Here is a 23521-nt window from a genome sequence, read left to right as displayed (position 1 = left end):
CGCATCCATCAGGCGGGGATGATTTCCACCGGCAATGCGGCCAGCGCGTGCAAGCTGTTGTTGAGGCGCCGTTCGGGCGGCCCGGCGAGCGAGATGGCGCGGATCCTGGGGATCATCGCCTCCAGCAGCACGTCCGCCTCCATCCGCGCGACCATCTGGCCAAGGCATTGATGGATGCCGAACCCGAAAGCAACGTGGCCGCTGGCCAGACGGCGGATGTCGAAATCGTCGGGCCGGTCCCAGCGGCGCGGGTCGCGGTTGGCGGCCGCGAGGAACAAGAGCATTTTCGAGCCTTCGGGGATCTTATGGCCGTAGAATTCGGCGTCGCACGTGGTCGTGCGAAAGAAGGTCTGGACGGTCGAATCCCAGCGCAGCGATTCCTCATACGCCTTCCTGCGATAGGCTTGCGGGTCGCTGCGCAGCAGCGCCCACTGATCGGGATAAAGCGCGAGCGCATAGAGCAAATTGCCGATGCCGTTGACGGTCGTGTCGAGGCCGGCGGACAGCAACGAGCGGATCAGGCGTTCGGCCTCCTCCTCCGAACATTCCCCTTCGTCGGCCGCGTGAAACACCTGCATGCCCCATCCGTAGGCGTCGAGATTTTCGCGCCGGCAGGCGTGGTTGACCCAGATCGTCGCTTCCTGCGCGGCAGCCGCGCCTGCGGCATAAATTGCATTGCGCGGCCCGAAGGCGTTGAACACCGCCGCGCCATAGACGAGCAAATTCTCACGTCCTTCGAGCGGCAAGCCCACCGTGTCGGGGAAGATCAGCATCGGAAAGACCTCGGCGAGCTCGGTCACCGCGTCGAAGCTGCGTCGCGTCACCAGCTCCTCGACCAGCGCCTCGGCCTTGGCGCGCCAGATCGGTTGCAGCTTCTTGATCGCCCCCAGCGAAACGACCTTGTTCATCAGACCGCGTGTGCGATCGTGGAGCGGCGGATCGACTTCCAGCAGCAGCGAAGGCGGCCGCCACGGTTCTTCCTTCGCAAAATCGGCCAGGCCGGCGCCGCGACCCGAGCAGAATGTCCGATGATCCTGGAGCGCCCGCGACACCGGCTCGTGCTGCGCCGAGCCATAGATGCCGTACTTCTCCAGCCAGAACAACGGACCCGCTTCGCGAAGACTGCCGTGCCAGCGGTAAGGATCGGAGAGAAATTCCTCGCCGAACGGATCGACGGCGAGCGTGGGGACCGCGGGAGGATGATCTTTCAAAACTTCCGGCATCCGTCGATCGCCTCTCCCGCGCCTCGGCCCCTTTTGCGGCTTTAGCCGCCATTATCTGCTTCTTGGCCGATATTCTTCGCTCGGCATAGTGGCGGATATTATGGCTTGCCCATCGGGTCGGTGGAGAGGATGCGTGAGCCGCTGCTCGTCATGCCGCGGACCTGGTCGAGCGCAATCGGGAACGTCGCGCCGCCGGATGGCACGACGCGGCGTCATTCGCCGAAAGCGGTTGATGTGGGGTGGAATTCGGCAGGCTGCGATCGGACGGAATCGCAGCCTGCCCTATAGTTCTTCGAGACGCTCTAGAAGTTGAAGGCCAGTTTGGCGTTGAGCTGGCGCCGCGTGTTGGGGAAGCCGACGTCGGTCGGCGTGCCCGCGAAGAAGGACGAGAAATAATCGGTGTTGTAGCGCTTGTTGAACAGATTTTCGGCCGAGAGCGTGAGCTGGACCGGGCCGTGGGTGAGGCCGAGGCGGGCGTTCACGAGATGGACCGGATCCTGCTTCACGAGATTGTCGACGAAAAAGTAGAGATCGCCGAACGCCGCATAATCGACGCGGAACATGAGGTCGGTCGTGTCGCTCAGCGGCGCCGAATATTGCGCGCCGAGATTATATTTCCAGCCGTTGATGTGCGGCAGGTCGTTGCCGCGCCACTGCGGCGTGCCGTTGAAATCGTCGACGTTGGATTTGATCAGCGATCCGCCGGCGATCAGGGTCAAGCCGCGCGTGACCCGCGCGGTGACATCGCCTTCGATGCCGTAATGATAGGCCTTGTTGATCGTCAGGATGCCCTGCGCGGCCGACACCGAGTCCCAGCGGTAGAATTGGACATTCTCCTGGTCGGTGTAAAAGGCTGCGATGTTGAGCTGGACCCGCCGGTCGGCGAGGCTGAGCTTGGTTCCGACCTCATAGGTTTCAGCGATTTCCGAATCATATTGGCGCGGGAAGATCAGTGATTCGGCGTTGAAGCCGCCGCTGCGGAAGCCGCGCGCGCCGGAGACATAGACCATCTTGTCCGGCGTCAGGAAATAGCTCAGCGAGGCCTTGGGCTGGAGCGACTTGAAGACCTTGGCGATCTCCGAGCCGGTGGCCGGATTGGTCTGGTTGCGGTCGTCCCAATCCTGGCGGAGCCCCAGCGACAGCTTGAGCTGCTCGGTGAAATCATAATCGAGCGTGCCGAACACGGCATAAGCGTCGTTGCGGTTGCGCTCGGGCAGATAGCTCAGGCGAACCAGCTGATAGTCGCCGGCACCGGTGAGATCGAGGAAAGCCGACGAGGCGACGTCGCGATGGGTGTTGAGATAATAAGCGCCCAGCAGCCAGCGCAGCCGCCCGGTCGACGGTGAGGTGAGCCGCACTTCCTCGCTCCAGGCCTTGGTGAGGCGGGTCTGGTCGAGCACGAGGCCGCCGAAGCCGGGGGCGAGCGGGTACGGCAGGAAGTCGAGGTCCTGGCCCAAGGTCGCCGCCTTGGCATAAGCGTAGGCGGTGATCGAGGTCAGCGTGATGTCGTTGGCGAAGGTGTAATCGGCCTTGAGCGACACGTCGCGCAGCCGGCGGATGCCCTTGCCGTCGCGGTTGGCGATGATTGGCTGGACGTCATTGGGGTCCTGGCCCGGGAAGATCGGGAAATAATAAGCCGAGCCGCCGGTCAGATTCTCGTAGCTGCCGCGCAGGTCGAAGCGCAGCGCCGGATCGGGCTTGAACAGCATGCGGCCGCGCAAGGTGACGGCGTCATAATCGTCGACCTTGCGGCCGAGCGTCTCGTTGCGGATGCGCCCCTCATTGTCCTTGTAGGCGGCGGAGACGCGGAACAGCAAAGTGTCGTCGACGAGCGGGCCCGACATCTGGCCGAACAGGCGGTAATAGAGGCCCTGTCCGACCTCGGCCGAGACCTGGCCTTCGAAGTCGTTGGTCGGCTCCTTGGTGATGATGTTGATCGCGCCGCCGATCGCGTTGCGGCCGTAGGTCGAACCCTGCGGCCCCTTGAGGACCTCGATCCGCTCAATGTCGGTCAGCTCCTGGGTGCCCTGGTCGGGCGAGGAGGCCTGGACGCCGTCGACGACCAGCGCGACCGGCGGCTCGCCGAAGCGGACCTGGGTGATGCCGCGGATGGTGATGATGTTGGTGCCCGGATCCTGCGCCGGCACCTGGCTGAAGCTCGGCACGATGGCGTTGAGCCGGTCGATCGAGGTGATGCCGGCCTGCTCGATCGTCGCCGAGGTAAGCGCCGACACCGAGATCGGCACGCTGTTCAGCGCTTCGGTGCGCTTGCGCGCGGTGACCAGGATTTCCGCGACCTGCCCGGTGTCGACGGCAGCTTCCGCCGCCGCTGCCGCCGGTGCGGCATTCGCTGCATCCTGGGCCCCCGCATCCTGGGCCCCCGCATCCTGGGCCAGTGCCGGCGCGGCCCACAGGGGCGCCATCGCCAGCCCCAGGATCGTCGACGCCCGCAGCAATATCTCAAGACCAGCCATATATTCCCCCCTTGTTCGCGGACGCGCGGTTCCGCTTGATGAGCACGCGCCTCCCCCGTCGGCCCCTGCGGGCCTTCTTTTCCAGTCTCGCGCTGGTGCGGTTCGGGCTCTCTTCAGAGCCTCGATCAGATCCCGTTCACGCCGCTTTGGACAGAGCCGGTTTCTCGTTGCCGAACATCGCCGGATCGATGATCAGCTCGAAACGCTTGAACCGCCAGCCGTCGGCCGTCTTGGTGACGATCGTGTCGCCCGCGGCGGTCGCGATCGCGATCGGCCCGGCAGCGACATTCATCTTCAATATGTAGAAGCGGTAATGCGCGCCCTCGGCGTGCGGATCGACGATCTGGTTGGTGATCAGATGGCGCACGCCGTCTTCCTTGCCGGCGGCGATATGGTGTTCCATGAACTCCTGGACGGCCGCGGTGCCGGTGTAATTGCCATAAGGCGCGACGAAGGTGCCGTCGGAGGCGAAGCCGGCGGCGAAGCCGGCCGCATCATTGCCGTCGATGCTGAGATAGACCCGGGCGCAAAGCTCGTGGATGGCGATCTTGTCCTCGACATTGATGGTCATGCTGTCACTCCTTCGGCTTCACGCGAGTTTTCGACATGCCGCACGAGCAGGTCGTTGAACGGCTGCCCCACCTTCTGCACGGCATGGCCGGCACCGGTGAGGACGTGAAGATCGGTCTCGAGCAGATCGGCGAGCCGGCGTCCGATCGCATCGAACGCCTTGCTCCAGCCGCCGACCACGACCAGCTTCGGATAGGATGCATCGTCGATCGCGCCGATCGGCACGTCGACCTTCCACGGCCGCTCGGTGACGAGATTGCGCACCGTCGCCGCCATCGGCGCCGGCAGCGGCTTGGGGATTGGAATGCCGACCTCGAGCGCCTCGACGAAGCCGCTGACGAAAGCGTGAAGATCGGAAGGGTCGGCAGTACGCCAGTGGCGCCGCATCGCGTCCGACACGCGCCGCACTTCGGGCAGGTCGGCGGCGAGCGCGAAAGCGGGAGGTTCGATCACGGTCAGCGAGCGGATCAGATCGGGGCGCAGGCCGGCGGCGTTCATCGCGACGATGCCGCCCATCGAGGTGCCGACGAGATGCGCGCCTTCACCCAATATCTCGATCACGTCATGGGCGTCGGCCAGCACGTCGACCGCGCCGATCGGCGGATTGTCGCCGTAGCCGCGCCGCGTGACGACATCGAGGGTGAAACGGTCGCCCAAGGGCTGCTGCTCGCCGAAAGCGGCGGCGCCGTACCCCAGACTACCGTGGACGAAGATGATTCGCTCGGCACCCGAACCCCAGCGCTCTACGGAATATTTCATCGAGTCGCTCCCCAGATGGCTTTGTAACTTACCTATATCTGGAAGCTTGTCTACCTAGAAGATTAGCTTGTCTGCAAAGCTTTTAAAACTTAGTCGTGTCACCAAGGTCAAGGAGACAGCGCGCGTGATAGAGCTGACGATCGAGGCAAAGAACGGCCGGACGGCATTGGCCTTCGAGCCCCGCCAATTGGTGATAGCGGGCTGGACTGGCCGCGACGTGGCGGTGCTCAACGCCCACATCGACGAGCTCGCCGCGCTCGGAGTCGCACCGCCCAAAAGCGTGCCGATCTTCTACCGGGTCAGCGCTGACCTGCTGACCCCGCGCGGGCGGGTGCAGATGGTCGGCCGCGAAGCGTCGGGCGAGGCCGAAGCGGTGCTGTGGAAGCAGGATAGTGCGCTGTTCGTCGGAATCGGCTCCGACCATACCGATCGTGCGCTGGAAACAATCGGCATCACCTTGTCCAAGCAGCTTTGCGCCAAGCCGGTCTCGGTGACGGTGTGGCCGTGGGACGAAGTCGCCGCGCATTGGGACGATCTGACCTTGCGCTCCACCTTGCCGCGGAGCGGCGAGACCTATCAGCAAGGTTCGGTCGGCGGATTGCGCCGCCCGGACGATCTGCTCGCGCTGTACGAAGAGCGCGAGGGCCCGGTTGGCGACGGAACGGTGATGTTCTGCGGCACGCTGCCGGTCCATGGCGGGATTCGCTTCGCCGACGAAATGGCGCTCGAGCTCGAAGACCCGGTGCTCGGCCGGAGCCTTCGCCACAGCTATGCTGTCGAGCCGTTGCCGATCGCCGAAGCATGAGCAGCCGCACCATCCGCGACAGCGTCGAGCGCGCTCTGGACGGGATCCGCAGCGATGGCGCGAAGGACATGATGATCCTGCGCCTCGACGAAGCCGCGCGCCATGCCGGCGATGCCGCCGACGCGCTTCGCAGGAGCGGCTCCGCCTCGCCGCTGCTCGGCACCCTTGTGACGATCAAGGATAATTTCGATCTCGCCGATCATGCCACCACGGCGGGCTCGACCTTGCTCGCCGACGCACCGCCGGCGCAGAGCGACGCCGTGGCGGTCGAGCGGCTGCGGCGCGCCGGCTGCGTCATCCTCGGCCGGACCAACATGACCGAGTTCGCATTCTCGGGCCTCGGCCTCAATCCGCACTACGGCACTCCCGCCAACCCGGCCTTCGTCAACGAATATCGGACGCCCGGCGGATCCTCGTCCGGCGCTGCCGTGTCGGTCGCGCTCGGCATCGTGCCCGTCGCGCTCGGCACCGACACCGGCGGGTCGATCCGCATCCCGGCGGCGTTTTGCGGCCTGGTCGGCTTCAAGCCGAGCGCCAGCGCGATCTCGCGCGAGGGTGTGCTGCCGCTATCGACGACGCTCGATACGATCGGGGTGATCGCCCGCAGCGTCGCCGACTGCGCAGGCATGTTCGACGTGCTGCGCGACGTTTCGGGGCCGGGGCCGGGGCAGGGGCCGCGCCGCGGACGTGCGAGCCTGCCCGCCCGCCGCATCCGCATCGGGCTGGTCGAGAATTACGTCACCAACGATGTCTCGCCCGAGGTCGGGCAGGGCTTCGACAAGGCCGTCGCCGCGCTCGTGCGGGGGGGAATCTCGATCGAGCCGATCCGGCTCCCCGAGCTCGACGAGCTGCCGGCGACGAGCCGGCTCGCCAATTTCAGCGCGGTCGAATCCTATGGGTGGCATGAGCCCTACCTCGCCGCGGGGGCGGCGCCGCGCTACGACCCAAGGGTCCTGGCGCGGATCATGCCGGGCGCGGACACGCCGGCGCCGGCTTACGCGACCTTGATCGCGCGGCGGCAGGCGATGATCCGGTCGGTCGCGGCGCGAATCGCCGGGCTGGATGCATTGCTGTGGCCGACGGTGCCGATTGTCGCGCCGACGATGGCCAGCCTCGCGAGCGACGAGGCCTATCATGCCACCAATTTGCTGGTGCTGCGCAATCCCGCGGTCGTCAATTTCCTCGACGGCTGTGCGATCTCGCTGCCCTGCCCGGTCGAGGGCGCACCCGTCGGGCTGAGCCTCGCCGCCCTCAACGGGCAAGACGACCATTTGCTGAGTGTTGCGGCCTGTGCGGCCGAAATTCTGAAAGGATGAAAGATGGCGGTCACCAAGGAACATAAGGAATTTCATCGCCTCGCGCTGGACGGCGAGGGCTGGCAGCTCCCCGAGGGCTATGCTCCGGGCGGCGGTGTCGACGAGCTTCCGCTGTCAGGGACGCTCGACGCCGACAACAGGAAGGGCAGCCGCACCCGCTTGCTCCGTTTCCAGCCCGGCGTGTTCACCAAGACGCAGTTCGTGCACGAATATTGGGAAGAGGTGTTCCTGCTGCAGGGGGACCTCACCGTCGGCAACGACGCGGAGGGCAATGGCGGCGAGAACTTCACCGCGCCGACCTACGCCTGTCGTCCGCCGGGGGTCCATCACGGACCGTTCCGCTCGAACGGCGGCTGCCTGCTGCTCGAGATCCATTATTACGACCCGGCGTGACTTCGTTGACATAGCTTTTGTACAAAGCTAGTCTGAATATCTAAGGGAGATTCTGATGTCGTTGACCGTAAGCAGGCCCGAGTTGCTCGACGGCGATAGCGATGCCTTGTTCCGTCAGGCGGTGCATGATTCGCTCGGCTTCGCGGTCCGGCTCCAGGAAATCCGCAACCGTCTCGGCGAGGTGATCGGGCTGAGCGGGCCGGCTTATTCGATCCTCATCGCGATCGAGCATCTTGCCGATTCGGGTGAGGTCGGCGTCAGCCGGGTCAGCGACCATCTCCACCTTTCCGGCGCATTCGTCACGATCGAGATCACCAAGCTGGTCAAGGCCGGGCTGGTCACCAAGACACCCGATCCCGAGGACGGCCGGCGCGTGATCTTGCGCGTGACCGATAAGGCGCACGGGCTGCTCACCGAGCTGTCGGAGACGCAGCGTCCGGTCAACGACACGATCTTCGCCGGCCTCGATGCCAAGCAGTTCCGGCAATTCGCCGAGATCATCGCGTCGCTCGTCGCCGGCACCGAGGAGAGCCTGGCGCTGCTGCGCTTCATGGCCGAGCAGCGTCGGCGTCAGGCCTGAGCGGAGCAGCGGCCATGACCTTCGATGCACGCGAATTCCGCAACGCCCTCGGCCACTTTCCGACCGGAGTCGTCGTGGTCACCGCCCCGGTCGATGGCCGCGAGCCGCTGGCGATGACGGTCAGCTCGTTCAACTCTGTGTCGCTCGATCCGCCGCTCGTGCTGTTCAGCATCGCCCGCACCGCTCCGAGCCTGGCCGCATTGCTCGCCGCGCCGCGCTTCGCGATCAGCGTGCTGCGCCACGACCAGAGCGACCTTTCGACCCGCTTCGCCTTTGCCAGGGACGAGAAATGGGACGGCGTCGAACCGGTGCTCGGCGAGACCGGCTGCCCGCTGATCCGTCCCTGCCTCGCAACCTTCGAATGTACGCATTTCGCCCATCATGAAGGCGGCGACCATCTGATCATCGTCGGCCGCGTCGAGCGGTTCGATACGGCGGCGGAAGGGGACCCGTTGGTCTTCTTCCGCGGCAGCTATCATCACATTGCCGCGCGCGCGGCCTGACCATCGGAGGCAGCGAAATGAAAACCGGCGCCAACCATCTGGCCTCGCTGCGCGACGGGCGCGTCGTCTATATCGATGGCGCCGAAGCCGGCGACGTCACGCAGCATCGGGCGTTCCGCAACGCGGTCGGCTCCGCTGCCGCGCTCTATGATTTCCAGGCCAAGAATCCCGAGCTGATGACGATCGAGAGCCCGTCGACCGGGAAGCGCGTCAATCGCGCCTGGGATCTGCCGACGAGCTACCAGAGCCTGGTCGAGCGCCGTGCGGCAATGGAGGCCTGGGCCGAAACCCATTACGGCTTCATGGGCCGTTCTCCCGACCATGTCGCCTCGTGCATGGCCGGCTTCATGATGGGCCGCGAGACGTTCGAGGCCTATGATCCGAAGCGGGCGGCCGCGCTGGCCGATTATTTCCGCTACGCGCGCGACAACGACCTCTTCCTCACCTACGTGATCATCAATCCGCAGGCCGATCGTTCGAAGCCGGCGCATGAGCAGGCCGACCAGTTCCTGACTGCCGGCATCGTCGACGAGGATTCGACCGGCATCACCTTGCGCGGTGCCAAGATGCTGGCGACGAGCGCGATCATGGCGAACGAGGTGTTCGTCAGCTGCATCCAGCCGCTCGGCCCCGGCGATGAAAAATATGCGGTGTCGCTGGCGCTGCCGATGAACGCGCCCGGCCTGAAACTGCTGTCGCGCAAGTCTTTCGAGGCGGCATCGCCGAGCACGTTCGACAATCCGCTCGCCAGCCGCTTCGACGAGAATGACGCGGTGATGTATTTCGACGACGTGAAGGTGCCGTGGGACCGGGTTTTCATCTCTGGCGATACCGGCATGATGATGCGCCAGTTCCACGCGACGCCGGCGCATGTCCTGCAGAATTACCAATGCCAGGTGCGGCTGATGGTCAAGATGCGTTTCCTGATGGGAATCGCGCGCAAGACGGCCGAGATCAACGGCACGATCGGCCTGCCGCCGGTCAAGGACGCGCTCGGGCAATTGGCGGCGGAAGCTGCGATGGTCGAAGGCATGGTCCAGGGCATGGAGGCCAAGGGCGCGATGCGGGGCGCTTATTACGTTCCCGATCCGCATCTCCTTTATGCGGCCCAGGTGTTGACCCAGCAGCTCTATTCGAAGGTGATCAACTCGCTTCGCGATCTCGCCGGCGGCGGGATGATCATGCTGCCGTCGGGCACCGCCGATTTCGCCAATCCGGAGATCGCCCGGTTGATCGGCAAGACCCAGCAATCGCCGATCGCGAGTTCCGAGGAGCGCGTCAAATTCTTCAAATTGGCCTGGGATGCGGTCGGTTCGGAATTCGCCAGCCGCCACACGCAATATGAGATGTTCTACGCGGGCGCGACCTTCGTCACCAAGGGGCACAGCTTCCGCACCTACGATTGGGCGCGCTCGACCGGCATGGTCGACGATCTGCTGTCGAGCTATGCGCTGCCGGAGGAAGCTCCGGCGCTTGAATATGCCGCGGGGGCCTGACTTTTAGCGACGAACCCGAAGCGGGGAGCAACCGCCCGCTGCACTGCGGGGGCGGTGCGGCTTTGGTTCAGCTGCTGCGCAGCCAGCTCATCAGCTCGTGGAACGGGACGAGCTCGTTGAACGAGATCCCGCCGAAGCCGTCGTCGAACCAGCGGATGACGCCTTCGACCGAGCGGAACTTGTCGAGCGTCAGCACGACCGGCTGGCCTGCCTCCAGTCGCTCGTCTGCTTCGATCTTGACCCCGCCCTGCGAGATGTCGCGGACGCTGACCCAGCAGATCTTGGCGCCGGTCCTGACCGTCGCCAGCCAGTCCACCTCGACACGTGGGATGCGCGGCATCCAGCCGTTCTCGAGCAACGCCGGGTTGGACAGCATCTCCTCGACGTCGATCAGCTCGTCGAACGCGATGCCGGCATTGCCGTCGGCGATCCAGATCACGGTGCCGCTCAACGTATGATGGCTCTTGAGCGCCACGGTGACCTTCTGGCCGACGTCGAGGCTGCAATAGACGTGTGCCATCAGGCCACCGGCCGAGATGTTGCGGATCAGGCAGAGCTCGGTCTTGGAGCCGATGATCAGCGAGCCGACACGCAGGATCTTGAGGTGCCGCGTGCTGTTGCGCCGATCGGGCGGCGAGGGTGCTCGTTCGGAGAAAGAGAAGCTGGTCTCTTCGACATGCATCTGATTCAACATTCGGTCCCCGGTCTCTCGATGGCCTGCATCTTCGATCCTTCGCCGTCTAGACCGCCGTGGTTTACCAACCGCTTAATAGAAGACCGGTAAGACCACCGGGTCCGTCCGCGTGCGCGGCGGCATTCACAGCTTTCTTACCCTTTTTGGCTAGGCAGGCGCGATGAACGCAGAGCTGAAGATTGCGCCCGACGTGCGTCACGATCCGCGGCCGAGATCCGCGGTGAGCGGCGCGGTCGGCCTTGCCGGCCTCGCCGGTCTGCTGAGCTGGATGATCGTTGCGCGGGGGCAGGGGATGGATGGCCCGCTCGCGGCGCTCGCCGCATTGCTCGCCTGCGCGCTGCCGATGATCATGTGGTCGCTGATCGTCGATCGGGTGCACCGCAACCCGAGCACCGGCCTGCAATGGGGCCTCCCGCTGCGGCCGCTGTCGGAAAGCCTCGACATCAGCATCGCCAAGATCGCAGCCCTGTGGGCGACCTGGGGCGCCATCGGATCATTCTATTGTGTCGCGCGCTGGTATTGGGACGGGGCGTATCTGTTCGCGATGCAGTTGCTCGGCTATGCGGCGGTGCCGCTGCTGCTGCTGTCGGTTCCTTATGTGATCTGGCTCGACCGGCGGCTGGTCGATCCGCGCGACGGTGCGTGGCATTTCGGCCAGCTGATCGTCGGCCGCGGCGCCGCGGTCGATCGCCCCTTGCTCCACGATTATTTCCGCAGCTGGGCGATCAAGGGGTTTTTCCTCGCGTTCATGCTGTCGATCGTCCCCGGCAACTGGTCGTTGGTGATCGCACCGGACGCGGCTGAGATCACCGCCGATCCGGTACGGCTCGCGCATTGGCTGATCGCCGCAATGTTCATGATCGACGTCTGCTTCGCGACCGTCGGCTACATGCTGACCCTGAAGCCGCTCGACGCCCACATCCGCTCGGCGCATCCTTATGCAGCGGGGTGGATGGCGGCGCTGATCTGCTATCCCCCGTTCATCCTGATGAACGAGGGCGGGCCGCTCGATTATCATCCGGGCACCGGCGACTGGGTTAGCTGGCTGAGCGGCTCGCCGGTCGCCACCGCGCTGCTCGGCGCCGTGCTGGTGTTCCTCACGGCAGTCTATGCGTGGGCGACGGTCGCATTCGGGATCCGCTTTTCGAACCTCACGCACCGCGGCATCCTCACCCACGGTCCCTACGCCTGGACCAAGCACCCGGCCTATGTCTCCAAAAGCCTGTTCTGGTGGCTGGCGACGATGCCGTTCCTGGCGGCGAGCGGCAGCGCGATCGATGCGATCCGCAACACCGCCCTCCTGGCGGCGGTGACCGCCATTTATTACTGGCGGGCGAAGACCGAGGAGAAGCATCTCTCCGCGGATCCGGCCTATCGCGACTATGCCGAGTGGATGGAGCGCAACGCGCCGCTGCCGCGGCTGATCAGGAAATTGCGCGGCAAGAGCGAGCCGGCGCCGCTTCCGGCGGAATAGGCGCCGCCATTTGCCTCATACCGTCGCCGCGTCTCAGTTTCCGCGGTTCGCCCGCGTATAAGGCACGAACTGGCCGAGGCTGATCGAGCCGTTCTCCATATGGCTGCTCTTGTCGACCAGCCGGACGATGTCGACGTTGCAGATCTGCGAGATGCTCGGCGAGCTGACCAGATAATCCCAGCCGTCGAGGCTGTTCAGCCCGGCGACCGGCCGGTTGACGTAAAGCGTGCTCCCGGCATCATAGACGATCGCGGTATGATCGATGATCGTGCTCGAGCGGACGCGGTGGAAGTCGATGCAGTTCACCGGCTTGCCGGGAACGCGGTCCTTGAGCAGACGCGCGAGCTTGGCTTCCGGGTCCGCCGGCTTCGCGGCGGCGGAGACGCCGGTGAGAAGCAGTGCTGCTGCCGCCAATGAGTGAATCAAGCGCATCTTGGGCTCCTTGTTTTCAGCGCCAATATGAGCCTGCTCTCGCGCGCGCGCAATGAACTGGCGCTGAACTCGCGATCAGGCTCGGCGCCGGCCGAAGCTCAAAAGCTCATCTCGTCATAGACCTTGCTGACGTCGCCCTGCCAGTCGCCGTGATAGTGGGCGAGCAGCAGTTCGGCAGGGGTCGTCCCACGCGTCACGATCTCGCGCAGCGGATCGAGATAACCCGACTCGCTGTCTCCCGATGCGTTGAACCTGGCGCGCGCATTGAGCCCCGCCTCGCTGATCGCGAGGATGCGCTTGCCGAGCGTCTGCAGCGTCTCGCCGTCGGGTGTGCGCGTCGCGAGGCCGAGCTTGGGAACCTCGTCGCGCAGCCGCTGGCGTTCTTCCAACGACCAATGTTCGACCTCGCCCCACGCGGCATCGAGCGCGGCCTGGTCGTAGAGCAGCCCGACCCACAAAGCGGGAAGCGCGCAGATGCGGTTCCAGCGTCCGCCGTCGGCGCCGCGCATCTCGAGGAAGCTCTTGAGACGCACCTCGGGGAAGGCGGTCGAGAGATGATCGACCCAATCGGACAGGCGCGGCTTCTCGCCCGGCAGGACCGGCAATCTGCCGTCAAGGAAATCGCGGAACGACAGGCCGGCGGCGTCGATGTAGCGGCCGTCACGGAACACGAAGTACATCGGCACATCGAGCGCGTAATCGACGTAGCGCTCGTAGCCGAAGCCGTCCTCGAACACGAAGGGCAGCATTCCCGTGCGCGCGCCGTCGGTGTCGGACCAGATGTGGCTGCGGTAGGAAAGATAGCCGTTCGGCTTGCCTTCGAGGAACGGCGAATTGGCGAACAAGGCAGTCGCCAGCGGCTGCAGCGCGAGGCCGACGCGGAACTTGCGCACCATGTCCGCCTCGGAGGAATAGTCGAGATTGACCTGGATCGTGCAGGTGCGCAGCATCATGTCGAGCCCCATCGTGCCGACGCGCGGCATGTGGCGCAGCATGATCGCATAGCGGCCCTTGGGCATGATCGGCAGCTCGTCGCGCCTCTTGTCCGGCCACATGCCGAGCCCGAGGAAGCCGAGGTCGAGCTTGTCGCCGACCGCCTTCACTTGCCGGAGGTGGCGCGCCGCCTCGGCGCAGGTCTCGTGGAGATCGGACAAAGGGGCGCCGGAAAGCTCGAATTGACCGGCGGGCTCGAGGCTGATCGCGCCATCGGGGCCCGAGAGGGCGATCACGTTTCCGCCCTCGACGATCGGCGTCCAGCCAAATTCGGTCATCGCCATCAGCAGGTCGCGGATGCCGCCGGGCTCGTCATAGGACGGGGCGTGGTGATCGCTTCGGCGGTAGACGAACTTCTCATGCTCGGTGCCGATGCGCCACGCCTGCTTCGGCTTCTCGCCCTTTTGGAACGGCGCGATCAAATCGTCGCGCGTCTCGATCGGTGGATCAGCAGCGGCTGAAGCAGTGCGGGTCGTCATCAATCGCGCTCTAGCGGCGTGCAGGCAAGGCCGCCAGTAGGTTTCAGCATGCTACCTAATCGCATGCCGATCCCAATCGCCGACGGCGGCCATCCAGACGCCGACGGCGGCGATTGCGGCGGTGTCGGCGCGCAGGATGCGCGGGCCGAGCGACACCGGCCGCGCTTGCGGCAGCGCGGCGACCGCGGTGCGCTCGGCTTGGGTGAACCCGCCCTCCGGCCCGATCAGGATTGCAGCCGGCCCAGGGCGCGCGGCGGCCGCCAGTGGTTGGCCGCCGCTTTCGTCGGCGAACAGCAGGTCGCGATCGGCCGGCCACGACCGCAGCAGCGCATCGAGCCGCGCCGGCTCATCCAGTTGCGGAAGCGCGGTGCGCTCGCACTGCTCGGCGGCTTCGATCATATGCGCGCGCAGCCGCTCGAGATTGACCCGCTCGACGATCGTCCGGGCGGTGACGACCGGCACCAGCCGCGCAACTCCGAGCTCGGCGGCCTTTTCGGCGATCCAATCGATCCGCCCGCGCTTGATCGGTGCGAACACGAGCCACAGATCGGGCACCGGCTCGCGCTCGCGAAGGTGGCGGACGATGCGCAGCGACACGCGTCGCTTGCCCGCCTCCTCGATCTCGGCGAGCCATTCGCCGCTGCGGTCATCGAACAATTTGACCTGCGCGCCGGCGGCAAGGCGCAGCACGGCGCCGAGATAATTGGCCTGCGGCCCATCGAGCGACAGCCGCATGTTCTGGGCGAGCGGCTCGTCGATGAACAGGCGCGGGAGGCTGGAGGGAGGCCAGGCGGGAGTGGCGGACATCGCCGCATCTAGCGGCCCCCGCCTTCGCCTTACAAGGGACGAGCACGCAGCCGGCCAGGACGGGTCGGCTGCAAGCCTCGACTTCGCTCCGCCGGACCGCCAAGAGGAGCCCGTGACCGAGCCACTCGAACTCGTCCCGGACAGCGAGCGCCGCGGGCTGATCGGCGCCCTGCCGGCCGCCGCCCGGCCCTTTGCGTCGCTGATGCGGCTCGATCGCCCGATCGGCGCGTGGCTGCTGTTCTGGCCGGGCGCCTGGGCCGTGGCGCTGGCGGGCATCGACCGCCACGGCATCGCCCTGATCCTGTGGCTCGGGCTCGGTGCCTTCGCGATGCGCAGCGCCGGCTGTGTCTACAATGACATCGTCGATCGCGACCTCGACCGCCAGGTCGAGCGGACGCGGCTCCGCCCGCTTGCGAGCGGGCGGGTGAGCCTCGGCGGCGCCGTCGCGTTGCTGGTCGGGCTCAGCCTCGTCGGGCTCGTCGTGCTGCTCCAGCTCCGCCCGCTCGCGCAGCTGGTCGCGCTCGCGAGCCTCATCCTCGTTGCCATCTATCCGTTCATGAAGCGGATCACCTGGTGGCCGCAGCTCTGGCTCGGTCTCGTCTTCACCTGGTCGGCGCTGGTCGGCTGGGCCGAGGCGACCGGCCGCCTCAGCGCGCCGGGGCTTCTGCTCTATGCCGGATCGGTGGTCTGGGCGATGGGCTATGACACGATCTATGCGCTGCAGGATCGGGAGGATGATGCCCTGGTGGGAGTCAAATCCTCGGCGCTGGCGCTTGGCGATCGCGCTCGCGCCGGTGTGGCTTTGCTCTACGCGCTGGCGATGCTGCTGTGGGCGGGCGCTATCGCAATGGTCCGGCCGGATGCGCTCGCGCTGGCCGCGTTGCTGCCAATGGCGCTCCATCTCGCCTGGCAGGCGGCGACCTTGAGGCAGGACGATCCTGGCGACGCTCTGGCCAAGTTCCGCGCGAACCGATTTGCGGGCCTGCTGATGTTCCTAGGATGCCTGGTGGTCGGCAGCGCCGCCTAGACCTCGCATAGAGCCCGGCGTGCGGCCTCCGCCTTTGCTTTTGCCGCGTTCCAGCCCTAAGCGCTCGCCATGCTCAGCATATCCGAAGCCGAAGCGCGCGCCGCCGCGCTGATAGAGGCGGCCAAGAAGGCCGGTGCCGATGCCGCCGACGTCCTTTATGTCGCCGATGCCTCGACCGGCATCCAGGTGCGGCTCGGCGCGCTCGAGGATGTCGAGCGTTCCGAAGGCGAAGAGATCGGGCTGCGCTTCTTCGTCGGCCGCCGCTCGGCGAGCGTATCCTCGTCGGACCTGTCGCGCGACGCGCTCGAAGCGCTGGTCGAGCGTGCGGCGGCGATGGCGCGCGAGGCGCCCGAGGATGATTTTGCCGGGCTGGCGCCGGAGGACCGGCTGCTCAAGGGCCCCGGCGTGCAGATCGACGGCGACGATGGCGGCGATCCGCTGCCGACCGAGCTCAAGGCGCGCGCGCAGGCGATGGAGGATGTCGCGCGGAGCGCCGCTGGGATCACCAACAGCGAAGGCGCCGGGGTGAGCGCCGGCCGCTCGGTGATGGCGCTTGCCACCAGCCATGGCTTCTGCCGCGGCTACACGACCAGCGGCTACAGCGCCTCCGTCAGCGTCATCGCCGGCAGCGGCGGCGGCATGCAGCGCGATTCGGCGAGCCACAGCGTCCGCCATTGGAACGACCTCGACGATCCGGAAGTGCTCGGCAAACTCGCTGCCGAACGCACCCTGGCGCGGCTCAATCCGGCCAAGCTCGGCAGCGGCTCGATGCCGGTGGTGTTCGACCGGCGCGCCGGCTCGAGCCTGATCGGCCATCTGATCGGCGCGATCACCGGCGCTGCGATCGCGCGCAAGACGAGCTTCCTGCTCGGGCGTGAGGACGAGCGCATCTTCCAGCCCGGAATCGTCATCCGCGACGATCCGCATCGGCCGCGCGGGCTTCGCTCCAAGCCATTCGACGGCGAGGGCCTGGGAACACGCCCGACCGATATCGTCGCCGACGGCCGCCTGACCGGCTGGCTCCTCGACAGTGCGTCGGCGCGGCAGCTCGGACTCGAGCCGACCGGCCATGCCATTCGCGGCGTCACCGGGTCGCCGGGGGCGGGCGCGACCAATGTCGAGCTGAGGCCGGGTTCGCTCGGCAAGGCCGAGCTGATCGCCGACATCGGCCGCGGCATCTACGTCACCGAGCTGATCGGCCAAGGCGTCAACCCGATCACCGGCGACTACAGCCGCGGCGCGTCGGGCTTCATTATCGAGAATGGCGAGATCGGCGCGTCCGTCGCCGAGATCACGATCGCGGGCAATCTGATCGACATGTTCAGCACGCTGACACCCGCTGACGATCTCGAATATCGCCGCGCCGTCAACGTCCCGACGTTTCGGATCGAAGGGATGACGGTCGCTGGTGCTTGATGAGGTTTCCCGCATCGCCGCCGAGGCCGGCCGGATCGCCCAGGCGCGCTGCGGGGGAGACTATGAGCGCTGGGAAAAGGTGCCCGGCCATCCGGTGTGCGCCGTCGATCTCGAGGTCGATTCCTTCCTTCGCCGCGAGCTGACCCAGCTCGACCCGGAGGCGGGATGGCTGTCGGAAGAGACGCTCGACGTTTCGGACCGTATCGAACGCAGCCGCTTGTGGGTGGTCGACCCGATCGACGGCACGCGCGACTATATGCGCGCTCGAAGCGGCTGGGCGGTTTCGGTCGCATTGGTCGAGGAACGCGCGGCAATCCTCGGCGTGCTCGACGCGCCCGCCCGCGGGGAGCATTGGAAGGCCGCCAAGGGGCAGGGCGCGTGGCGGAACGGCCAGCCGATCCGGGTCAGCGGGCGGCGTGAGTTCGCCGGCGCACGCGTTCCCGCCGACCAGCTTCCCGCCGTCGACCAGGATCTCGTCCCCGTCGAGCGGCCGAACTCGATCGCTTTGCGCATCGCGATGGTCGCGGCCGGCGAGGCGGACCTGGCGGTCACGTTGCGTTGGGGCTTCGAATGGGACATCGCCGCCGCCGCATTGATCGCCAGCGAGGCGGGCGCCAAAGTGACTGGCGTCCTTGGGCAGCCGCTGACGTTCAACAGCGCCGCCGGCGCCGCATTCGGCGTGCTGGTCGCGACCCCGGAGATCCACGCCGCGGCGGTCGAGCGGCTGAGGGAAAGGGCGATGGACGCGGTCTAGAGTGATTTCAAGTCAGGTGGAATCGCCTGACGAATCGGAAGTCACGGAAAACAAAAGATATCAGACTCAATCCAGGTTCAATCAAACCGGGATTGAGTCTAGAGCATTGCAGGGCCGCCTTGCCCCTCTCTCTCAAGCGACCTTCGGCAAGCCAAGCCTTGGGATGTCGATCTTGGGGCACCGGTCCATGACGACGTCGAGGCCGGCCGCTTCGGCCCGCGCCGCGGCTTCCTCGTTGATCACGCCGAGCTGGAGCCACACCGCCTTGGCCCCGACTGCGATCGCTTCGTCGACCGCCTCACCGGCGGCGAGCGGCCGGCGGAAGATGTCGACCATGTCGATCGGTTCGCCGATCTGGCCGAGCTCGCGCCAGACATATTCGCCGTGGACGTGCTCGCCGGTGATCTGCGGGTTGACCGGGAACACGCGATAGCCGTGGTCCTGGAGGAATTTCATCACCCGATAACTCGCGCGGTCGGGCCGATCGGATGCGCCGACCAGTGCGATCGTGCGGACCCGCGTGAGCAGGTCGGTGAGCGCGGCGTCTGAGCTAAGCGGCATGTTCGTCTCCTCGGCGTGAGCGGCCGGTATCTGTGGAACCGCTCGCGATCAGACAATGATCGTCGAGCGCTTCCGGTTCACCTCGTCGAGCACAGCCTTGGCGATATGCTCGAAAATGTCGGCTTCCTCGCCCTGGCCAGCGGCCGGCGGCGTGCCGGCGTCGGACGCCTCGCGGATCGAGAGCGTCAGCGGAATGCGCCCGAGGAACGGCACGCCCATCTCCGCGGCTTCCGTCTCGGCACCGCCGCGGCCGAACGGATCGGAGATCTCGCCACAATGGGGACAGGCATAGCCCGCCATATTCTCGACCAGGCCCAGGATCGGGACGTCCATCTTGGTGAACAGGTCGATCGCCCGCCGCGCGTCGATCAGCGCCAGATCCTGCGGCGTCGAGACGATTACCGCGCCGGCGGGCTTCCAGCGCTGGATGAGCGAGAGCTGGACATCGCCGGTGCCCGGTGGAAGGTCGACGACGATCAGCTCGCTGTCGCCCCAGTCCGCCTCGATCAGCTGGGCGAGCGCATTGGTCGCCATCGGCCCGCGCCAGGCGAGCGCGCGCTTCGGGTCGACGAGCTGCCCGATCGACAGCATTTTGATGCCGTGCGCCTCGAGCGGAATCATCTTCTTGTCGACCGCGTCGGGCTTGTCGTGGCTGCCCATGATGTTCGGCTGCGAGGGGCCGTAGATGTCGGCATCGACCAGGCCGACCTTCTTGCCCATCCGGCCGAGCGCGATCGCGAGATTGGCCGAGACGGTCGATTTGCCGACGCCGCCCTTGCCGCTGCCGACGGCGATGATCGTCCGGCCGACCTTGTCGGCGGTCATCGCGATGCGCACCTCGCTGATCCCAGCGACCGCGCCGAGCGCGGCGCTGATCTGCTGTTCGAGCTTCTTGCGCGTCGCGATCGGCATTCCAGTGACGTCGAGGATCAAGGAGGCGATCCCCTGCTCGAGCCGCGGCGCCGCCGCGCGTCCGGTCGCAACGACGTCGCCACCCCCCGATGGGTCTTCGATCGTGCGCAATGCATCGAGGATTAGGTCTACATTCTCCGTCATTCGTCAGCCGATAAGGCCATTGACGCGCCTTGCCACTGTTTTTCCGCCGCCCCGCTACCTATAAAGGCAGGCATGAGAAAAATCCTTGGGTGGGGCTCGCGCCTCGGCGCATCGTTCAACGAGAATAAGGGCGGGCCTTGGGGCTCTTCCGGAGGCTCCGGCGACGGCGGCAACGGCGGCGGCGGCGGCCCGCGCAGTCCCTGGGGCCCGCCGCCGCGCAAGGGCAGACCCGGGGGCGTCGGCAACGTCACCTCCCTCGACGACTTCCTGAAGAAGAGCCGCGACCGCTTCGGCGGCGGCTTCTCGCAGGATGGTCGCCCTTATTGGCTCTACGGCCTGGCGGTGTTCGCCTTGCTGTGGGTGGTGTTCACCTCGATGCACATGATCGGCCCACAGGAGCGCGGAGTCATTACCCGCCTCGGCAAATATTCCGGAACCTTGGGCCCCGGCGTCGGGCTTTCGTTCCCGTCGCCGATCGATCGCGTCCAGAAGGTCGACGTTGAGGATATCAGGACGATCGACATCGGCTCGGCCGAGCCGAGCGACGACAATCTGATCCTGACCGCCGACCAGAATCTGATCGACCTGGCTTATTCGGTGCGTTGGAACATCCGCGACCCCGAACGCTATCTGTTCCAGATCGCCGACCTCGAGGAGACCATCGGCGAGGTCGCGCAAAGCGCGATGCGCGCGGTCGTCGCCAGCGTCACGCTCGACGATGCAATCGGCTCCGGGAGATCGGAGATCGAGCAGCGAGTCGCGCTGGCGATGCAGGAGCTGCTCGACAATTATGGCGCCGGCGTTGTCGTCCAGGGCGTCGCGATCAAGCAGTCGGACCCGCCGGCCGCCGTCAACGACGCGTTCAAGGAAGTCACCGCCGCGCAGCAGGAAGCGCAATCCTACATCAACAACGCCCGTGCCACCGCGCTCCAGGTCACGGCCAAGGCGCAGGGCGAGGCGGCGGCGTTCGACAAGGTCTATGCCGAATATAAGCTCGCGCCCGAGGTGACCCGCCGTCGCATGTATTATGAGACGATGGAGGAAGTTCTGTCGAAGGTCGACAAGACCATCGTCGAAGCACCGGGCGTGACCCCCTATCTTGCGCTGCCGGAAATCGCCGGACGGCCCCAAGCAAAGCAGAGCCAGTGACCAATCGTCTCCTGCGCAACCCGATTGCGCTCGCCTTCCTCGCCATCATCCTGCTCGTCCTGATCGGCAGCACCTTCGCGGTCGTGCCCGAGACCAAGCAGGCGGTGATCGTCCGTTTCGGCGAGCCGCAGCGCATCATAAATCCCTACCGGGCGGGACAGGAATTCGGCCAGACCGGCGCCGGGCTGATCGCGCGCTGGCCGTTCATGGACAATATCGTCTGGATCGATAAGCGCATCCTCAGCGTCGACATGGATCGCCAGCAGGTGCTGTCGACCGATCAGCTCCGCCTGCAGGTCGATGCGTTCGCGCGCTATCGCATCGTCGATCCGCTTCGCATGTACATTTCCGCGCGGCGCGAGGATCGCGTCAGCGAGCAGCTTCGTCCGATCCTCGGATCGGCGCTGCGCAACGAGCTCGGCAAGCGCCCATTCGCGGCATTGCTCAGCCCCGAGCGCGGTCAGCTGATGCAGAATATCGAGATCGCGCTGAACCGCGTCGCGCGCCAATATGGCGCGGTGATCGTCGATGTCCGCATCAAGCGTGCCGATCTGCCGCAGGGAACCCCGCTGCAGTCGGCGTTCCAGCGCATGCAGACGGCCCGCCAGCAGGAAGCGCGCTCGATTCTCGCGCAGGGAATGAAGCAGGCGCAGATCATCAGGGCGGAAGCCGATGCTCGGGCATCCAACACCTATGCCCAGGCGTTCAACAAGGATCCGGACTTTTACGACTTCTACCGCGCGATGCAGTCTTACCGGTCGACCTTCGTGAACAACGGAAGCGGAGAGATGGGCCGGTCGAGCATCATCCTGTCCCCGAACAATCAATATCTAAGGGAGTTCATGGGACGGCGATGATCATCTGGCGCTCGCTGATAGCCATTCAATTCCCATTCAGCCGCGCGGCATAGCTTCGGCGGCGAGCGACGGGCCGGCCGGGGTCCGCAGAAAAATCTAGGAGGATCATTATCGTGCGTTACGTTTACGGCATCACCGCAGGACTGCTCTTGGGCGGAACCGCCGCGACGCTCACGCTGAATCCGGCCGGTGCGCAGACCGCCCAGAACGAGCCGGGCACGATCAGCGCGGCAGCGCCTCGCGCGGGAGCGCTGATGAGCTTCGCGGAACTCGCTGAACGGCTGCAGCCGGCGGTGGTCAACATCTCGACGCGCCAGAGCGTCCAGGTGAACCGCCAGCGCGCGCTTCCGCCGGGCTTCGAGGAGTTCTTCCGCCAGTTCGGCGCTCCCGTTCCCGAGGGCGGCGGCGAAGGCGGCAACGACACCATCACCCAGCGTGGTGGATCGCTGGGATCTGGCTTCATCATCTCGCCCGACGGCTATGTCGTCACCAACAACCATGTCATCTCGCCCGCCCGCGACAATGCGACCGTCGACGAGATCACGGTCACGATGTCGAACCGGCGCGAATATAGCGCGACCTTGATCGGCCGCGATCCTGCGACCGACCTCGCATTGCTCAAGATCAATGCCACCAACCTGCCGTTCGTCCGCTTCGGCGATTCGACGCGCACCCGCGTCGGCGACTGGGTGATCGCCATCGGCAATCCGTTCGGGCTCGGTGGTACGGTGACGGCCGGCATCGTCTCGGCGCTCCACCGCAACATCGGCGCGGGCGTGTACGACCGCTACATCCAGACCGACGCGTCGATCAACATGGGCAACAGCGGCGGTCCGATGTTCGATATCAACGGCAACGTCATCGGCATCAACACCGCGTTGATCTCGCCGACCGGCGGCAACGTCGGCGTCGGGTTTGCGATCCCGGCCGAACAGGTACGGCCGGTGATCGATGCGCTGCGCCGCGGGCAGCGTCCGCAGCGAGGCTATATCGGTGTCGCGCTACAGCCGATCGACGACGGCATTGCCGCCTCGCTCGGCATTCCCAAGAACCGCGGCGAGCTGATCCGCAGCGTCACTGCGGGTGGCCCGGCAGCGCGCGCGGGCATCCAGCAGGGCGACGTGGTGATCACCGTCAACAATCGCCCGGTCACGCCGGACGAGTCGCTTGCCTATATCGTCTCCAGCCTGCCGGTCGGCTCGAAGGTCCCGATCGAGATCATCCGCAACGGACAGCGCCGGACCGTCACCGCCGTCATCGGCGAACGTCCGACCGAGGAGGAATTGGCCCGCCTCAACGGCATCGAGCGGGAGACGCCTGTCACGGAGCCAGCCGAGTCGCAGCAGTCGACCGGCCAGCGCTCGGCGCGCCAGAGCCTCGGCGTCACAGTGCAGACCTTGACTCCGGAGGTCGCTCGCTCGCTCCGGATCACCGATCCAACTGTGCGCGGCGTCGTGGTCGCCTCGGTGGATCCGTCGAGCGACGCGGCGGCCGAAGGCATCCAGCGCGGCGACGTCATCCTCTCGATCAACCAGCGGCAGACTCGCACGCCCGAGGAAGCCGCCGCGGCGGTGGAGGCGGCGCGCAGCGCCGGGCGCGACAGCGTGCTGCTGCTCGTCCGGCGCGGCAACACGCCGCCCGTCTACGTCGGCGTCACCCTCGCCAAGAGGTAAGCGCCAAGAGGTAACGGGTGCAGCGGTGGC

Annotated in this window: 23 protein-coding genes; 13 read left to right on the top strand and 10 right to left on the bottom strand. The window is 66.1% G+C overall.

Going from position 1 to position 23521, the window contains the following annotated elements; translation table 11 throughout:
* Positions 1-8 precede the first annotated feature (8 nt).
* The 4 genes from V6M48_RS09975 to V6M48_RS09960 form a co-directional block, all read right to left on the bottom strand.
* A complete protein-coding gene (locus V6M48_RS09975) occupies positions 9-1223 on the bottom strand; it encodes a cytochrome P450 (RefSeq protein ID WP_332812385.1) in 1215 nt (404 codons plus the stop codon).
* Positions 1224-1525: 302 nt separating this feature from the next.
* Positions 1526-3697, bottom strand: a complete 2172-nt coding sequence (locus tag V6M48_RS09970; RefSeq protein ID WP_332812384.1) for a TonB-dependent receptor — start codon at positions 3695-3697, stop codon at positions 1526-1528.
* Between the two features lie 136 nt (positions 3698-3833).
* The gene (locus V6M48_RS09965) at positions 3834-4268 is read right to left on the bottom strand and encodes a nuclear transport factor 2 family protein (protein WP_332812383.1); all 435 of its coding nucleotides are present in this window, start codon (positions 4266-4268) and stop codon (positions 3834-3836) included.
* Positions 4265-5026, bottom strand: coding sequence for an alpha/beta fold hydrolase (locus V6M48_RS09960; RefSeq protein ID WP_332812382.1), 762 nt, complete (start codon positions 5024-5026; stop codon positions 4265-4267). Before V6M48_RS09960 ends, V6M48_RS09965 begins: the two co-directional genes overlap by 4 nt.
* A 124-nt stretch (positions 5027-5150) precedes the next feature.
* On the opposite strand from V6M48_RS09960, the gene V6M48_RS09955 reads away from it, so the two are divergent.
* From V6M48_RS09955 to V6M48_RS09930, 6 genes are read left to right on the top strand one after another with little or no spacing between them, the layout of a single operon-like run.
* The gene (locus V6M48_RS09955; RefSeq protein ID WP_332812381.1) at positions 5151-5831 is read left to right on the top strand and encodes a DUF2848 domain-containing protein; all 681 of its coding nucleotides are present in this window, start codon (positions 5151-5153) and stop codon (positions 5829-5831) included.
* A complete protein-coding gene (locus V6M48_RS09950) occupies positions 5828-7147 on the top strand; it encodes an amidase (protein WP_332812380.1) in 1320 nt (439 codons plus the stop codon). The genes V6M48_RS09955 and V6M48_RS09950 overlap by 4 nt, the downstream gene beginning before the upstream one ends.
* A 3-nt stretch (positions 7148-7150) precedes the next feature.
* On the top strand, positions 7151-7540 hold the full coding sequence (locus V6M48_RS09945; RefSeq protein ID WP_332812379.1) for a cupin: 390 nt from the start codon (positions 7151-7153) through the stop codon (positions 7538-7540).
* 55 nt (positions 7541-7595) lie between these two features.
* Complete coding sequence (locus V6M48_RS09940) at positions 7596-8120, top strand: MarR family winged helix-turn-helix transcriptional regulator (RefSeq protein ID WP_332812378.1); 525 nt, start codon at positions 7596-7598, stop codon at positions 8118-8120.
* Between the two features lie 14 nt (positions 8121-8134).
* A complete protein-coding gene (locus tag V6M48_RS09935) occupies positions 8135-8623 on the top strand; it encodes a flavin reductase family protein (protein WP_332812377.1) in 489 nt (162 codons plus the stop codon).
* Positions 8624-8640: 17 nt separating this feature from the next.
* The gene (locus tag V6M48_RS09930; RefSeq protein WP_332812376.1) at positions 8641-10119 is read left to right on the top strand and encodes a 4-hydroxyphenylacetate 3-hydroxylase family protein; all 1479 of its coding nucleotides are present in this window, start codon (positions 8641-8643) and stop codon (positions 10117-10119) included.
* A gap of 67 nt (positions 10120-10186) precedes the next feature.
* Here V6M48_RS09930 and V6M48_RS09925 read toward each other — a convergent pair whose 3' ends face one another.
* On the bottom strand, positions 10187-10813 hold the full coding sequence (locus V6M48_RS09925) for a PilZ domain-containing protein (protein WP_332812375.1): 627 nt from the start codon (positions 10811-10813) through the stop codon (positions 10187-10189).
* Between the two features lie 160 nt (positions 10814-10973).
* Between V6M48_RS09925 and V6M48_RS09920 the strand changes: the two genes are divergently transcribed.
* Positions 10974-12287, top strand: coding sequence for a methyltransferase family protein (locus V6M48_RS09920; RefSeq protein WP_332812374.1), 1314 nt, complete (start codon positions 10974-10976; stop codon positions 12285-12287).
* A gap of 33 nt (positions 12288-12320) precedes the next feature.
* On the opposite strand, the gene V6M48_RS09915 is transcribed toward V6M48_RS09920, so the two are convergent.
* The 3 genes from V6M48_RS09915 to V6M48_RS09905 all read right to left on the bottom strand — a co-directional run bounded on the left by V6M48_RS09915 (position 12321) and on the right by V6M48_RS09905 (position 14998).
* Positions 12321-12719 carry a hypothetical protein gene (locus V6M48_RS09915; protein ID WP_332812373.1) on the bottom strand — a complete coding sequence of 133 codons (399 nt, stop codon included), beginning with the start codon at positions 12717-12719 and terminating at the stop codon, positions 12321-12323.
* 98 nt (positions 12720-12817) lie between these two features.
* Positions 12818-14191, bottom strand: a complete 1374-nt coding sequence (locus V6M48_RS09910; RefSeq protein WP_332812372.1) for a glutamate--cysteine ligase — start codon at positions 14189-14191, stop codon at positions 12818-12820.
* 51 nt (positions 14192-14242) lie between these two features.
* Positions 14243-14998 (bottom strand): 16S rRNA (uracil(1498)-N(3))-methyltransferase, encoded by a 756-nt coding sequence (locus tag V6M48_RS09905; protein WP_332812371.1) that lies wholly within the window; start codon positions 14996-14998, stop codon positions 14243-14245.
* A gap of 112 nt (positions 14999-15110) precedes the next feature.
* Between V6M48_RS09905 and ubiA the strand changes: the two genes are divergently transcribed.
* The 3 genes from ubiA (at position 15111) to V6M48_RS09890 (ending at position 18195) form a co-directional block, all read left to right on the top strand.
* Entirely contained in the window at positions 15111-16025 is a 915-nt protein-coding gene (gene ubiA / locus V6M48_RS09900; RefSeq protein ID WP_332812370.1) for a 4-hydroxybenzoate octaprenyltransferase, read from the top strand.
* A 69-nt stretch (positions 16026-16094) separates the two neighbouring features.
* On the top strand, positions 16095-17441 hold the full coding sequence (locus tag V6M48_RS09895; RefSeq protein WP_332812369.1) for a TldD/PmbA family protein: 1347 nt from the start codon (positions 16095-16097) through the stop codon (positions 17439-17441).
* The gene (locus tag V6M48_RS09890) at positions 17434-18195 is read left to right on the top strand and encodes a 3'(2'),5'-bisphosphate nucleotidase CysQ (protein WP_332812368.1); all 762 of its coding nucleotides are present in this window, start codon (positions 17434-17436) and stop codon (positions 18193-18195) included. Before V6M48_RS09895 ends, V6M48_RS09890 begins: the two co-directional genes overlap by 8 nt.
* Positions 18196-18327: 132 nt before the next feature.
* On the opposite strand, the gene V6M48_RS09885 is transcribed toward V6M48_RS09890, so the two are convergent.
* Complete coding sequence (locus V6M48_RS09885) at positions 18328-18756, bottom strand: CoA-binding protein (protein WP_332812367.1); 429 nt, start codon at positions 18754-18756, stop codon at positions 18328-18330.
* A gap of 48 nt (positions 18757-18804) precedes the next feature.
* Positions 18805-19812, bottom strand: a complete 1008-nt coding sequence (locus V6M48_RS09880) for an Mrp/NBP35 family ATP-binding protein (protein ID WP_332812366.1) — start codon at positions 19810-19812, stop codon at positions 18805-18807.
* 72 nt (positions 19813-19884) lie between these two features.
* Here V6M48_RS09880 and hflK point away from each other — a divergent pair, with 72 nt between their 5' ends.
* The 3 genes from hflK (at position 19885) to V6M48_RS09865 (ending at position 23491) form a co-directional block, all read left to right on the top strand.
* The gene (gene hflK / locus V6M48_RS09875; protein WP_332812365.1) at positions 19885-20961 is read left to right on the top strand and encodes an FtsH protease activity modulator HflK; all 1077 of its coding nucleotides are present in this window, start codon (positions 19885-19887) and stop codon (positions 20959-20961) included.
* Positions 20958-21818, top strand: a complete 861-nt coding sequence (hflC, locus tag V6M48_RS09870) for a protease modulator HflC (protein ID WP_332812364.1) — start codon at positions 20958-20960, stop codon at positions 21816-21818. The genes hflK and hflC overlap by 4 nt, the downstream gene beginning before the upstream one ends.
* Before the next feature lie 113 nt (positions 21819-21931).
* Positions 21932-23491, top strand: a complete 1560-nt coding sequence (locus V6M48_RS09865; RefSeq protein ID WP_332812363.1) for a Do family serine endopeptidase — start codon at positions 21932-21934, stop codon at positions 23489-23491.
* Positions 23492-23521 lie beyond the last annotated feature (30 nt).

The organism is Sphingomonas sp. (assembly GCF_036677245.1).
In the GTDB taxonomy this organism is placed as follows: domain Bacteria; phylum Pseudomonadota; class Alphaproteobacteria; order Sphingomonadales; family Sphingomonadaceae; genus Allosphingosinicella.
The sequence above is the reverse complement of the archived record's forward strand: the minus strand, read 5'-3'. Positions and strand labels throughout refer to the sequence as shown.

Bases quoted from the DNA above. Each gene is read 5' to 3' on its own strand.
- V6M48_RS09885 (WP_332812367.1), bottom strand. From the start codon at position 18,756: ATGCCGCTTAGCTCAGACGCCGCGCTCACCGACCTGCTCACGCGGGTC.
- hflK (WP_332812365.1), top strand. From the start codon at position 19,885: ATGAGAAAAATCCTTGGGTGGGGCTCGCGCCTCGGCGCATCGTTCAAC.
- V6M48_RS09930 (WP_332812376.1), top strand. From the start codon at position 8,641: ATGAAAACCGGCGCCAACCATCTGGCCTCGCTGCGCGACGGGCGCGTC.
- V6M48_RS09880 (WP_332812366.1), bottom strand. From the start codon at position 19,812: ATGACGGAGAATGTAGACCTAATCCTCGATGCATTGCGCACGATCGAA.
- V6M48_RS09910 (WP_332812372.1), bottom strand. From the start codon at position 14,191: ATGACGACCCGCACTGCTTCAGCCGCTGCTGATCCACCGATCGAGACG.
- V6M48_RS09975 (WP_332812385.1), bottom strand. From the start codon at position 1,223: ATGCCGGAAGTTTTGAAAGATCATCCTCCCGCGGTCCCCACGCTCGCC.
- V6M48_RS09965 (WP_332812383.1), bottom strand. From the start codon at position 4,268: ATGACCATCAATGTCGAGGACAAGATCGCCATCCACGAGCTTTGCGCC.
- V6M48_RS09950 (WP_332812380.1), top strand. From the start codon at position 5,828: ATGAGCAGCCGCACCATCCGCGACAGCGTCGAGCGCGCTCTGGACGGG.
- V6M48_RS09960 (WP_332812382.1), bottom strand. From the start codon at position 5,026: ATGAAATATTCCGTAGAGCGCTGGGGTTCGGGTGCCGAGCGAATCATC.
- V6M48_RS09905 (WP_332812371.1), bottom strand. From the start codon at position 14,998: ATGTCCGCCACTCCCGCCTGGCCTCCCTCCAGCCTCCCGCGCCTGTTC.
- V6M48_RS09895 (WP_332812369.1), top strand. From the start codon at position 16,095: ATGCTCAGCATATCCGAAGCCGAAGCGCGCGCCGCCGCGCTGATAGAG.
- V6M48_RS09940 (WP_332812378.1), top strand. From the start codon at position 7,596: ATGTCGTTGACCGTAAGCAGGCCCGAGTTGCTCGACGGCGATAGCGAT.
- V6M48_RS09925 (WP_332812375.1), bottom strand. From the start codon at position 10,813: ATGTTGAATCAGATGCATGTCGAAGAGACCAGCTTCTCTTTCTCCGAA.
- V6M48_RS09970 (WP_332812384.1), bottom strand. From the start codon at position 3,697: ATGGCTGGTCTTGAGATATTGCTGCGGGCGTCGACGATCCTGGGGCTG.
- V6M48_RS09915 (WP_332812373.1), bottom strand. From the start codon at position 12,719: ATGCGCTTGATTCACTCATTGGCGGCAGCAGCACTGCTTCTCACCGGC.
- V6M48_RS09920 (WP_332812374.1), top strand. From the start codon at position 10,974: ATGAACGCAGAGCTGAAGATTGCGCCCGACGTGCGTCACGATCCGCGG.
- V6M48_RS09935 (WP_332812377.1), top strand. From the start codon at position 8,135: ATGACCTTCGATGCACGCGAATTCCGCAACGCCCTCGGCCACTTTCCG.
- V6M48_RS09945 (WP_332812379.1), top strand. From the start codon at position 7,151: ATGGCGGTCACCAAGGAACATAAGGAATTTCATCGCCTCGCGCTGGAC.